Source organism: Cupriavidus sp. DF5525, assembly GCF_040149425.2.
Lineage (GTDB): Bacteria > Pseudomonadota > Gammaproteobacteria > Burkholderiales > Burkholderiaceae > Cupriavidus > Cupriavidus pickettii_A.
The window spans coordinates 188,135-200,626 of record NZ_CP168266.1 but is presented as its reverse complement, the minus strand read 5'-3'; the positions used below and the strand labels follow the sequence as shown (position 1 = coordinate 200,626).

Here is a 12,492-nt window from a genome sequence, read left to right as displayed (position 1 = left end):
GCCTAGCGCCGGTTTGCGTCGGCGCTCTGCTCCAGCAGCCACGCGATGAAGGTCTGCATCGCGGGGCTGTCGCGCTTGTCCTCGCGGCAGATGAAGTAGTAGGCCTTGGGCGAGACGTAGGGCTCGTCGGACAGGCGCAGCAGCCGGCCCGCCCTGATGTCGTCGCCGGCAACGTACTCCGGCAGCAGCGCCAGGCCCATGCCGCCGAGGGCAGCCTGCAAACCCATGGTCAGCAGGCCATAGCGCGAGCCGTCATCCGGGTGCGCGAGCTTGATGCCGGTCTGCCCGAGATAGGCGGGCCACGCTTCCAGCGCGGCGTTCTGGTGCAGCAAGGGCAGACGCTTCACCGCCCTGGCCAGCGTAGCGCCGGCCGGCAGCAGCTCAGGGGCGCACACCGGATACAGTACCAGCGGCATGACCTTCAGGCTGAAATGGCGCGGCGGCGGCCCCGCGCAATACATGATGGCCGCATCGAGCCCGGTGCTTTCGAGGTCGACGGGGCCTACCTTGGTGGTGACGTTGAGCTGGATATGCGGCTGTTCGCGCGCGAACCTGAGCATGCGCGGCAACAGCCAGATATTGCCCAGCGACACAGGCACCGACACGTTCAGGCGCCCGCCCGAGGCGCGCCCCGACTGCACCTCCATCGTGGCTTCCTCCAGCATGGCCAGGGCCTTGCGCACGCTCTTGAGGTATTCCTCGCCGGCAGGCGTCGTCGCCACGGCGCCTTTGCGGCGGTTCAGCATGCGCTCACCGAGGAAGGATTCCAGCTCGGTGATCTGTTTGCTGACCGCGCTTTGCGTCAGGCACAGCTCCTCGGCCGCGCCGGTGACGCTGCCCGTGCGCGCCGTGGTCTCGAATGCAATCAGGTTTGCCAGCGCGGGCAGGTGGCGGCCGTTGGTACTTTTCATGTCGGTAGGCGTGGCGGGAAGCCGACTCCGGTTGCGGGGGCGCGTGCCGGCATTGTCGTGCATTCATTCCGGGATGGAAAGCTGGACGGATAAAACATCCATTGCCTGCGCGCACCGGCGGGCCAATACTGCATGCATACCGAACGATCGCCGATGACATCCAATTCTTCTGCTGCCCCGACTGACGGCTTCGACCCGTTCGAAGCCTCCCTCCGGGAACTCGCCGATGCCATGCGCGCCGGCACCATTTCCGCGGCCGGCCTGGTCGACTGCTACCTCGCCCGTATCGCCGCCTTCGACAAGTCCGGCCCGCTGATCAACGCGATCAGTTGCGTCAATCCCGCCGCCTTGCACGAGGCGCGTGCGCTGGACCAGGAACTGCGCGCAAGCGGTCCGCGCGGGCCGCTGCATGGCATTCCCATGGTGGTCAAGGACAATATCGATACCGTCGGCATGCCGACCACTGCCGGGTGTGCGGCGTTGCGCGAGGCTTATCCGAACGCGGACGCGCCGTGCGTGGCGCGCCTGCGCGAAGCCGGCGCCATCGTGCTGGCCAAGGCCAATATGTCGGAGCTGGCCGCCTCCAACGGCCGCTTCGGCTACAGCTCCGCCAACGGCCTGACGCGCAATCCCTATCGCCTGTCGCGTAATGCCAGCGGTTCCAGCAGCGGCACCGGCGCGGCGGTGGCGGCCAACTTCGCGGCCTTCGGACTCGGCACCGACTCATTCGGTTCCGTGCGCGGTCCGGCCTGCGTGCATGCGTTGGCCGGCATGCGGCCGACCCATGGGTTGCTGGAGGCGGAAGGCGTGCTGCCGCTGGCGGCATCGTTCGATACCGTGGGTCCGGTGGCGCGCAGTGCGGCCGATGCGGCCATCGTTTTGGACGCGCTGGTGCCCGGCGCAGGTTTCAGCGAGATGGCAGCGTCGTTGCGCGGCCGCAGGCTGGGCATCGTGGCCAACTTCGCGGGCGGCAACGACGAGATCGATCAGCTCTTCCTGGCGGCGACCGAGACCATGCGTGCGGCGGGCGCCGAGACCATACCCGTGCGCCTGCCGGCCGGCGCGCGCACGCTCTACGCCGACCTGCTGGGCGATATCGCCCGCGCTGAATGGGTGCGCGGGCTCGACGCCTGGCTGGGGCAGTTGCCTGCCGGCGTGCCGGCCAATACGTCTGCGTTGCTTGCGCGCATGGCCGCAACGGATGGCTGCCATCCTGTGAACCCGCTTACCCTTGCCGCGCTAAGGCAAGCGTACGAGACGCAAGACCTGCCGCCGCAAGGCGATGGTGTGGCGGCAAGCCACTTCGGCGCCCTGCTCGACGATATCTTCCGTGCCGACGGCGTGGAGGCGCTGCTGTTCCCCACGCTGGCATGCCCTGGATCGCCGCGCTTCGACATGGCCGATGCCACCTACCACTGCCGCGCCGAGCAGCCCCTGGCGGCGATGCATATGGCAAGCGCTGCCGGCTTTCCCGAGGTCAGCGTGCCGATGGGATTCACGTCGGCCGGCGTTCCCGCTGGCGTGTCGTGGCTGGGCCGGGCAGGCAGCGATGCCGTGCTGCTGCCCCTGGCGTCGGCCTTCGAGCAACTGACCCGGCACCGCCGCCCGCCCGCCAGTACGCCGGCGCTGCGATGACGAGGACGGCTTGCCTTGCCGCAGGCATCGCGCGATAGTTCAGTGCCGCAAAATCCGACGGAAGGTAGCCAAGGTGAGCATCAAGGAAAGCCATTTTCGCGGCGTCGACCTGAACCTGCTGGTCACGCTGGCCGTGCTGCTGCGCGAGCGCAGCGTCTCGCGCGCGGCGGCGCACCTGCACCTGGGGCAGCCGGCCGTCAGCGGCGCGCTGGCGCGGCTGCGGGAGCTGTTCGACGATCCACTGCTGGTCAGGACCGCGCGCGGCATGGAGCCGACCGAACGCGCCCTGGAACTCGAGCGGCGGCTGATGCCGGCACTCGGGGACATCGAGGCCGCCCTCCTCGAACGGCGTGAATTCGACCCGCCGACGTCCGACCGGACTTTTGTCGTGGGCATGCCCGATTGGGTGGAACTGTGGCTTGCGCCAGCATTACTGACGCGGCTCGATGCGCTGGCCCCGCGCGTGCGGCTGGCCATCGTGCCGACCGACCCGTTCCGTGGCACGGACATGCTGGAGCGCAACGAGATGGACCTCGGCATCGGCCCCTTCGCCAAGGGGCCGGCATGGCGGCGCGAGCGCGCACTGCGGACCATGGGCTTTCGCTGTGTCTATGGCGCGGCGCCGCTACGCGCCGGCCAGGGCCTGTCGCTGCGCGACTACCTGCGGTTTCCCCATGTGCTGGTGTCCTATCGCGGCGCCTTCGACAGCGCGGCCGACGCCTGGCTGGCGGAACGGGGCCAGGCACGGGACGTTCGCTACAGCAGCGCACGCTTCGCCAGCGTGCCGGCCATCCTCAGGGGAGCCCCCGCGCTGGCGACGGTGCCGGCGGTGCTCGCCGACCAATGGTGCAACAGCGCGGGCCTGCGCGATGCGCCCTCCCCGGTGCCGATGCCGGACTTCACCGTGATGTCGGTCTGGACGGCTGCGCGGGACAGCGATGCCGGCCTGATGTGGCTGATGGACCTGATCGCGGCACTGGCACAGGGGGATGCGGCGACCTAGCCGGCTTCCCTCACGCCTTGCGCCACACCGGCGACGCCGGGATCGCCACCTTGCGCGGCAGGATCTGCTGCGCGGTGAAGGCATCGGCAATGCGCTGCTGTTCGGCCAGCGCAGCGGCGTCGACCGTGCGCACCGCATAGCTGCGCCGCGCGTTCGCGGCCTCGACCGTGGCCGCGTCCAGCCCGATCAGCGGCGCATGCCAGCGTGCCGCCTCGGCGGGATTCTGCTTGACCCACTCGCCGGCCTCGCGCAGCGCGTCGAAGGCCACGTTGAGCACCTCCGCGTGTGCGCGTGCAAAGGGCGTGGCGGCGAGGTAGAAGCGGCGATAGCTGGCCAGCCCCTCGCCGTCGCGCAGCACGCGCGCATTGGCCTGGCGCTGCACCGCGGCCAGGAACGGATCCCAGATCGCCCACGCGGCCACGCTGCCGCGCTCGAAGGCGGCGCGCGCATCGGCCGGGCTCAGGTACACCGGCTCGATATCGCGGATCGACAAACCCGCGCGCGCCAGTGCCTCCAGCATGAGGTAGTGCGCGCCGGCACCCTTGGCAAAGGCCACCCGCTGGCCCTTGAGCTGCGCTACCTCGCGGATGCGGGAATCGCCGCGCACGACAATGGCCTGCGCCTGCGGCGACGGTGTCTCGCTGGCGTAATAGGTAAGCTCGGCACCCGCGGCCAGCGCGAACGGCGGCACGGCATCGGCCACGTCGGCGCTCAGGTCGAGGTTGCCCAGGTTCAGCGCTTCCAGCAGCGGCAGCCCCGAGGTGAACTCATACCACTGCACCGCAACCCCTTTGGGCGCGAGCGGCTTCTCCAGCGTCTGCCGCGACTTCAGCAGGATCATCAGCGTGGAAGACTTCTGGAAGCCGATGCGCAGCACGGGCTGGCCTTGTCCCCAGGACACGCCGGGCAACGCGCAGGCTGCGGCGGCGGCTTGCAGCAACAGGCGGCGGCGCGGGTTGTGGGTCGGGGTCATGGCACTGGGCTCCGGGAAATCTGGGACGGAGCGCCAGCATAGTCAGGCGCGGCGATGAAGCCAACGAAGATTGTCGCGGATGCTTATGCGCGCGGCGTCACCTCGCGACAAATCCGCGGGTATCATCGCGACATCCGCTCCCCCGCCTTCGCACGGAACACCATGCACCTCTCCGCCGCCATCCCCATCCTCCGGATCTTCTCCGTTGACAAGGCCAAGGAGTTCTATCTCGACTACCTCGGTTTCACCCTCGACTGGGAGCACCGGTTTGAAGAGGGGTTTCCGTTGTATGCGCAGGTCAGGCGCAGCGGCCTGACGCTGCACCTGAGCGAACACCATGGCGATGCCACGCCGGGGTCGACGGTGTTCGTGCCAGTGCAGGATATCGATGCGCTGCATCGCGAGCTGGCCGCCAAGCCATATCCGTACGCCAGGCCTGGCGTTGAGGCGCTCGGCTGGGGGCGGCAGCTGCAAGTGGCGGATCCCTTCGGAAATCGACTGCGCTTTTGCGAGCTCGCCCCGGATTAAGCCGTCATTCGACGCGGTACGCGACCAGCTCCAGCGTTTCATTCACACGCTCGCTCCTGCAGCGTCGAGCGCGGACCGCCGCTAGTGGAACGAGGTTCTATCATGCAAACGGAGCGCCCCCGAGTTTGCCGGGCGCGCCCGACATGGCCCCCAACCGACGCGAGTGCATGGTGTGCGAGCATCATTCGTCACGGCACCAGGGGGACCACGCTTCCAGCAGGCGGGATCGGCCCGCCGGGTACAGACGGAACGGCCGGTGATGCACAAGGACCCAGAATCCCTACGAGACGCGTCTGACGGATCGGTGATGTTCGCGGATATCTGCGACAGCACGAGGCTCTATGAGACAGCCGGGGATACGGTTGCGCTCGGCGCAATCCGCCAGTGCCTCGCGCTGATGAAAGCGCGCTCCGCGGACGTGCAAGGCCGGGTCGTCAAGACGATCGGCGACGAGATCATGGTGCTGTTCCCTGCCGCGGAGAACGCGATGCAGGCCGCACTCGGCATGCAGGAGGGTGTCGCCGGGCTTCCTCCGGTCGCCGGAACGCCCCTGGCGATCCATATCGGCTTCCACCATGGGCCGATCCTGTCGGACGAATCCGGCGATGTGTTCGGCGACACGGTCAACCTTGCCGCCCGCCTGGTCAAACTCGCGTCGCGCGGCCAGATCATCACCAGCAAGAACGCCGTGGAGCAGCTGTCCGCCAGCCTGCGCCAGATGACACGCCACTTGTATCCGATCCAAGTGCGGGGCAAGAACCAGATGATCGAACTGTACGAGGCGCTCTGGCAGCAGAACATCGATATGACCGTGGTGGCCCCGCTGGATCAGGCATTGCGCCGCTCCGTGTTGCTTTCGCTGCGGTATCGGGGCGCCCACTTCGAAATGGACTCCGCCTCGGCGCCGCTGACCATCGGCCGCGACACCACCATGAGCGTCGTGGTCACGGATCGGCAGGTATCGAGATTCCAGGCCACGGTCGAGCCTCGCGGCGGCCGCTTCGTGCTGATCGACAGGAGTTCCAATGGCACCCACGTCAGGATCGATGGCGAAGAGGCGCTGATCCTGCGTCGTGACGAAATCACGCTCAGGGGCCATGGCTGGATAACGTTTGGCCAGCCGAACGAATACGCGCAGGAGGGAATTGAGTTCTTTGTGGGCTGATGCCCGCCGGCGGCGCCGCCAGGAGTGCCGTGCCCGACGCCGCATCCTACGATCCAGGCGACGTTTGCAAGCCAGGGAAGCAGCAGCCAGATCGATCCAGCCCCACGGCTGGTCCGTAGCCCGTGCCGCTTGCCTTTGACGCCGTGCCGCAGCGCCGCGACTGCGCGCCCCGCGCGGCGCGTCACCCACACTGCAGGCGCTGCCCTATCCTTGCAACTGGAAGCTCCGGCGCGCGGCACGCCTGCGCCGGGCATAAGAACAAACCAGTTGGCTATTCCAGGCAGGGTGGGCGGCATGCGCGCATTGATCTTCTGCTCCGTGCAGTTCCTGCTGGCGGTGACGTGGACCCTCTACGTGGCCTTCCTGCCGCAGCTGGCCGCGCAGGCAGGCATCGCGCGCGCGCACGTCGCCTGGATCCTGCTGATGGACCAGGTGATCTTTGTCGCCATGGACTGCGCGCTGGGCATCGCGGCCGACCGTGTCGCCAACGCCATGCGCAGGCTGGGAGGCTGGATCCTGGCGCTGTCCGTGGTTTCTGCCCTGGCCTTCGTGCTGCTGCCCCGGGTCACGTCGCCCTGGCTGCTGCTGGGCCTGACCGCGGTCTGGGCGGCCACCTCGTCCGCATTGCGCGCGCCGCCCATGGTGATCATTGCCCGGCGCATGCAAGCGACCGCGTCGTCGTTCCTGGTGGGATCTTCGCTGCTCGGCATCGGCCTTGCCGGGGCCGTGGCGCCGCTGCTGACAGCGCGACTGCGGGAGGTCTCACCCCTGCTGCCGTTCATCGCAGCCAGCGCGGCGCTGGTGCTGGCCGTGGTCGCGCTGCAATGGAGCGAGCCCGCCGCGGCGCGCCATGACGCCGACGCGGCGCCCGCCCCGGCAGCCGGCGTGGCGCTCAAGCGCATCTGGCTGCTCTTTGCCGCGGTCTGGCTGCTCGCCCTCGGATTCCAGGTCCACACCACCGTCAACTCCGCACCGGCCTACCTGCGCTTCGTTCCCGCTGCCGGGCTCGTGCGCGTGATGCCGGCGTTCTGGATCGGCTTTGCGCTGTGCGTGCTGCTGCCCGGGGCGCCGGTGCTGCGGCGCTATCCGGCCTATGTGCTGCTGCTGGCCGCCGCGAGCCTCGGCGCGCTTTCGTTGTTCGGTTTCGCCGCGGCCACCTCGCTCGAGGCCGTCCTCGCGGTGCAATGTCTCGCCGGCGGCCTGTGGGGCATCATGTTCGCCTCGGCGGCCAATGCGGCGCTCGACGCCGGCTACGTCGGCCGCGAAGGGATGTTCACCGGACTCGTATTTGCCGTGCTGGCGGTCGCCGCTTTCATGCGCATTGCCATGGTGTCGTCAGGCGCCATCAAGACCGCCATGCTGGCGAGCCTGCTGCCGTGGCTTCCTGCCGTGGCATGGAGTGCCGGGGCGTTGCTGCTGGCGGTCTTCGTGTCGGCGAACCTGCCCTACCTGTCCGGGCGGACCCACGACCTGCGCCAGCAGGCACGTTCGGGCTAGCGGCGACGCCAAAGCGCGAATGCAAGACTACTTGGCTGGCCGCCTCAACTTGAATACTCTCGTTTTATCAGGCGGCCACAGCGCACAGTCATTTCCGTGGACACCGGTGACTACGCGATAGCGGCGCCGATTCACCCCAATTGGCGCCGAGGAGAATCGGCGATGAGCAACGAGTCAAGCCCGGGCGGCGGCAAGCTCACCCCTGAGCCAGCCGTGGATGCGAGCGGTATCGACGACAGCGCGCTGGTCGAAGACCCGAGCGTGCGCGAACATCCGCGCTACTTCCAGATGTTCCCGGTCCTCACCGAGACCGAAATCGACCGCGTGCGCCGCTTCGGCAGCCAGTGCCACTACACCAGGGGTGAATTCCTCTATCAATCCGGCAGCCTCTGCCCGGGCATGTTCCTGCTGCTGTCGGGCAAAGTGCGGATCGTCATTCGCGAGGGCATGGGTCACCACATTGTCCACACCTATACCCAGCGCGGCGAGTTCACCTCGGATATCACCCAGCTGTCGAACAAGCCAGCGATCGTCGACGCGCACGTCGTCGAAGACGTCGAGGCGGTGCTGCTGCGGCCGGATGCGCTCAGCGCCCTGGTGATCAGCGAAGCCGATCTTGGCGAGAAGATCATGCGCGCCCTGATCCTCAGGCGTGTGCTGGCCATCGAACGCGGCCGGGGTGCCGTCCTGGTCGGCGCCCCCGGCGATGGGCGACTGGTCGCGTTGCAGGACTTCCTGCGCCGCAATGCATTTCCAAACATGGTGCTCGATGCGGAGCAGGACGCGGAAGCCATCGCCTTCCTCGAACGCGTGACGCCACAGCCCGATGACTTCCCGCTCGTTATTTGCCCGAACGGCACCGTGCTGCGCAACCCCGATGTGGGACAGCTCGCGTCGTGCCTGGGACTGATCCCGGAGTTTGATCCGACGCACGTCTACGATGTGGCGATCGTCGGCGCCGGCCCGGCGGGGCTGGCGACGGCCGTCTACGCGGCGTCCGAAGGGCTGTCGGTCGTGGTATTCGACTGCCGCGCGCCCGGCGGCCAGGCCGGCACCAGTGCGCGCATCGAGAACTACCTGGGCTTTCCCACGGGCATCACGGGGCAGGCACTGGCGGGCCGCGCGTTCGTGCAGGCGCAGAAGTTCGGTGCGCATATCGGCATCCCGTGCGAAGTCAAGGCGATGTATTGCGACAGGCAGCCGCTGGTGGTGGAGCTTGCCGATGCCCGCCGCATCCTTGCGCGCACCGTGGTCGTCGCCAGCGGCGCCGAGTACCGGCGTCCTGCCGTGGACGGGCTGGCGCGTTTCGAACGCTGCGGCGTCTATTACTGGGCGACGCCGATCGAGGCGCGGCTATGCCGCAAGGAACCGGTGCTGCTGGTCGGCGGCGGCAACTCGGCGGGGCAGGCGGTGGTCTTCCTGGCCGCGCATGCCGAGCATGTGCACATGTTTATCCGCGGGGCGAGCCTGGCGCACAGCATGTCGCACTACCTGATCGAACGGATCGGCGCGCTGCCGAACGTGACGCTGCATACACGGGTGGAACTGACCGCGCTGGAGGGGGATGCGCGTCTCGAACGCGTGCGCTATCGCGGTGCCGGCGGCATGGAAGGCAGCCTGACGACACATCACCTGTTCGTATTCATCGGCGCCGAGCCGAATACCAACTGGCTCAGGAACTGCGGCGTGTCGCTGGACAGCAAGGGCTTCGTCCTGACCGGCACCGACGTGGCCGATGCGCCCTTGCAGACACTGCCCTTGCAGACGAGCGTGGAGGGTGTCTTCGCCATCGGCGACGTTCGCTCCGGATCCACCAAGCGTGTCGCGTCGGCGGTGGGCGAAGGCGCGGCCGTGGTGGCGCAGATTCACCGCTTTATTGCCCGGGGTCTGGTGGACGCACCCGCGGGGCGAGGGCTGAGCTAGCAAAAAAATCTGCGGTGTGAAGAAGCGCGCGCATGTCCCGGGCCCGGACGAGATGCTGGTCACGCTCCTTGTGTTCCGCAGTCCGGTGCATCAGGCGTAGGCGCCGTCGAGATAGGGATCGACATGGCGCGCCGGATCCGCCGAGACCCCCGTGCGATCCATGCCGGCCAGCGTGCGGGCGCCGTCGGTGAACGGATCCACGTTGCGTGCGCCGTCGGTGAACGGGTCCACGTTGCGCGCACCGTCGGTGTAGGGATCGACAGCCCGCGCGCCATCGGTAAATGTGCTGCGCTCCGAGTGGACCGAACGGGCACCGTCGGTGAACGGGTCGCGGGCGCTGGAGATTCCGGCGGCCTGCGCGCCGGCAGCGGCGGCAACCAGGGCAACGGCGAACACAAAACGCTTGGCGATGTTGGTGGTGGTCATGATCGGCTTCCTTAAAGTTTGCGGTGGCTGGTGCAGCCCCGGATCGCTGGTTTGCGATGCGCCGGCTGGCTACGGAACGTATTTAAGGAGACCGATGTATCGCGCCAGTAGCGAGTTATGGCCGTTACTGTGCATGTGCGTATCGTTGTGGGGTCTTGATACAGAAGCGTACAAATCTGCGGAGGACGGGCGGCCAGCGAGTGCGCAGGTGACGCGCATGATGCACTTCCCTTCCCCCTCGGAAGCGGCTGCGGGATGGCCAGTCAGCCCAGCCTGACTTCCGCCACCAGGCCGCCGCCTTCACGATTGCGCAGCCTGAGCGAGCCGCCGATGGCCACCGCAAGCTGCTGGGCGATCGCCAGCCCGAGCCCGGTACCACCGGTTTCCCGGTTGCGCGAACCCTCCAGCCGCACAAACGGCTGCAGCACGGCTTCGAGCTGGTCTTCCGGGATGCCGGCGCCGCGGTCGAGTACCTCGATGACCACGGCATCGCCCTCGCGGCGCACGCTCAGCTCCGCCGCCCCGCCGAACTTGATGGCGTTGTCGACCAGGTTGGTCAGGATCCGCCGCAAGGCATTGGGGCGCGTCACGACGGTTCCGCCGATGTTCTGCAGCACCGTCACCGCCTTGCCGGTGTCCTGGTAGTCAAATGCCAGGCTTTCGACAAACGAGCCGAGGTCGAGCCGCGACGCCTTTTCGCCATCGCCATGGGTGGTGCGCGCATACGCCAGCCCTTCCCGCACCAGCGCTTCGATCTCGGCCAGGTCTTGCGCCATCTTGCGCTTGTCGTCGGAGTCTTCCGCCATCTCGGCGCGCAGCTTCATGCGCGTGATCGGCGTCTGCAGGTCGTGGGAGATCGCCGCCAGCAGCCGTACGCGTTCCTCGACAAACCCGGCGATGCGCTCACGCATGGCATTGAATGCGTGTGCCGCGCGCACCAGTTCGGTGGGACCGGTCTCGGCAAGCGGCGCCGTCTTCGCATTCGGGTTGAGCGCGTCGGCGGCATCGGCCAGCGCCACCAGCGGGCGGATCGACAGCCGCACAGCGAACCAGCAGCACAGCACCAGCAGCAGCAACTGGAGCACCAGCACATAAGGCAGCCACTGCGCGATCGGCGTCGGGCGCGGGTGCACGTCGATGGTCAGCGGGCTGCCGTCGCTGAGCGTCAGGTGTGCCTGCATGCGCTTGCCCTGACCGGGGATCGATTCCACCCGGACCGCAAAGCGGCCGCCGCTCGCCTCCATGATCCGGTCGGCAATCTCCTTGGCCTGCGGCGTCATCTGGGGCACGCCCGGCATACCCGGACCCAGCATGTACTGATAAGCGCCACGGTTCACGCGCGGCAACCACTGCGGGCGCTCGGCGGCAGGCACGCGGTCCAGGATCGCGAGCGAGGTGGACACGTCGTTTTCCAGCGTGCCGAGCATCACCCTGCGCGCAGTGATGTAGCGTTCCGCGAACAGCACCCCGAAGGACAGCCCATGGGCGACGATCAGGCCTGCCAGCAGGATCAGGAACAGGCGCGATCCCAGCGTGCGCGGCCAGGGCCAGTGCCGCGCACTCACTCCCGTGCCTCCTTGATCTCCACGGGCATGGCGAACACATAGCCCTCGCTGCGCACGGTCTTGATATAACTGGGCTCGCGCGCATCGTCATTGAGGCGCTGGCGCAGGCGGCTGACCAGCAGGTCAACCGAGCGCTCGAACATCTCCGCCTCGCGGCCCTGCGTCAGGCTGAGCAGCTGGTCGCGGTTGAGCACGCGCTGGGGATGGTCGACAAAGACGCGCAGCAGCCGGTACTCCGCGCCGCTGAGCGCGACGATGGTGCCTTCGCGGTCGACCAGCTGGCGCGCGGTGGTATCCAGTTGCCAGTCGCCGAACGCGAGCACCTGCCCGGCCACGCTGATCTGCAGGTTGGGCGGCAGCATCCTGGTGCGGCGCAGCACGGCCTTGATGCGGGCCAGCAGCTCGCGCGCCGCGAACGGCTTGGCCAGGTAATCGTCGGCGCCCATTTCCAGGCCAACGATGCGATCCGTCTCGTCGTCGCGCGCGGTCAGCATCAGCACTGGGGTGGCCTTGTGCTTGCCGGCGCGCAGTTCCCGGCACAGCACCAGGCCGTCATCGCCGGGCAGCATCAGGTCGAGCACGATCAGGTCGACGGCATTGGTCTCCAGGAACGCGCGCATGTGCCGGCCATCCGGCACGACGGTCGTGCGCAGGCCGTTCCTGGTGAGGTAGGCCGAAACCAGTTCACGGATCTCCCGGTCGTCATCGACGATCAGGATATGGTCGACATGGGAATCCATCGATGTCCTCTTTGCGCTGAATAGGAACGGCCCGTCCGCATCGCCATGCGGTGGGGCGCATGGGGGGAGGCGATGAGGCGCAACAGGCGCGATTTTTCTTGTACCGCAATGTATCAGGCGGCGGCG

Annotated in this window: 11 protein-coding genes; 6 read left to right on the top strand and 5 right to left on the bottom strand. The window is 67.9% G+C overall.

The window, feature by feature from the left end:
• Window positions 1-2 precede the first annotated feature (2 nt).
• Complete coding sequence (locus ABNX08_RS22145; RefSeq protein ID WP_349608644.1) at window positions 3-911, bottom strand: LysR substrate-binding domain-containing protein; 909 nt, start codon at window positions 909-911, stop codon at window positions 3-5.
• A 153-nt stretch (window positions 912-1,064) separates the two neighbouring features.
• On the opposite strand from ABNX08_RS22145, the gene ABNX08_RS22140 reads away from it, so the two are divergent.
• Both ABNX08_RS22140 and ABNX08_RS22135 read left to right on the top strand, forming a co-directional pair.
• The gene (locus tag ABNX08_RS22140; protein ID WP_022537836.1) at window positions 1,065-2,546 is read left to right on the top strand and encodes an amidase family protein; all 1,482 of its coding nucleotides are present in this window, start codon (window positions 1,065-1,067) and stop codon (window positions 2,544-2,546) included.
• Window positions 2,547-2,619: 73 nt separating this feature from the next.
• Complete coding sequence (locus ABNX08_RS22135) at window positions 2,620-3,549, top strand: LysR family transcriptional regulator (RefSeq protein ID WP_022537835.1); 930 nt, start codon at window positions 2,620-2,622, stop codon at window positions 3,547-3,549.
• A 10-nt stretch (window positions 3,550-3,559) separates the two neighbouring features.
• On the opposite strand, the gene ABNX08_RS22130 is transcribed toward ABNX08_RS22135, so the two are convergent.
• Complete coding sequence (locus ABNX08_RS22130) at window positions 3,560-4,522, bottom strand: aliphatic sulfonate ABC transporter substrate-binding protein (protein ID WP_022537834.1); 963 nt, start codon at window positions 4,520-4,522, stop codon at window positions 3,560-3,562.
• 162 nt (window positions 4,523-4,684) lie between these two features.
• Between ABNX08_RS22130 and ABNX08_RS22125 the strand changes: the two genes are divergently transcribed.
• The 4 genes from ABNX08_RS22125 (at window position 4,685) to ABNX08_RS22110 (ending at window position 9,635) form a co-directional block, all read left to right on the top strand.
• Window positions 4,685-5,050, top strand: a complete 366-nt coding sequence (locus ABNX08_RS22125) for a glyoxalase superfamily protein (protein ID WP_022537833.1) — start codon at window positions 4,685-4,687, stop codon at window positions 5,048-5,050.
• 307 nt (window positions 5,051-5,357) lie between these two features.
• Window positions 5,358-6,215, top strand: coding sequence for an adenylate/guanylate cyclase domain-containing protein (locus ABNX08_RS22120; RefSeq protein ID WP_349608641.1), 858 nt, complete (start codon window positions 5,358-5,360; stop codon window positions 6,213-6,215).
• Window positions 6,216-6,509: 294 nt separating this feature from the next.
• Window positions 6,510-7,712 (top strand): MFS transporter, encoded by a 1,203-nt coding sequence (locus ABNX08_RS22115; RefSeq protein WP_022537831.1) that lies wholly within the window; start codon window positions 6,510-6,512, stop codon window positions 7,710-7,712.
• 162 nt (window positions 7,713-7,874) lie between these two features.
• Window positions 7,875-9,635 (top strand): FAD-dependent oxidoreductase, encoded by a 1,761-nt coding sequence (locus tag ABNX08_RS22110; protein WP_022537830.1) that lies wholly within the window; start codon window positions 7,875-7,877, stop codon window positions 9,633-9,635.
• Window positions 9,636-9,725: 90 nt separating this feature from the next.
• Here ABNX08_RS22110 and ABNX08_RS22105 read toward each other — a convergent pair whose 3' ends face one another.
• The 3 genes from ABNX08_RS22105 to ABNX08_RS22095 form a co-directional block, all read right to left on the bottom strand.
• Entirely contained in the window at window positions 9,726-10,061 is a 336-nt protein-coding gene (locus ABNX08_RS22105; protein WP_022537829.1) for a hypothetical protein, read from the bottom strand.
• Window positions 10,062-10,324: 263 nt separating this feature from the next.
• A complete protein-coding gene (locus ABNX08_RS22100; protein WP_022537828.1) occupies window positions 10,325-11,626 on the bottom strand; it encodes a HAMP domain-containing sensor histidine kinase in 1,302 nt (433 codons plus the stop codon).
• Complete coding sequence (locus tag ABNX08_RS22095; protein WP_022537827.1) at window positions 11,623-12,366, bottom strand: response regulator; 744 nt, start codon at window positions 12,364-12,366, stop codon at window positions 11,623-11,625. Before ABNX08_RS22095 ends, ABNX08_RS22100 begins: the two co-directional genes overlap by 4 nt.
• Between the last annotated feature and the right edge of the window lie 126 nt (window positions 12,367-12,492).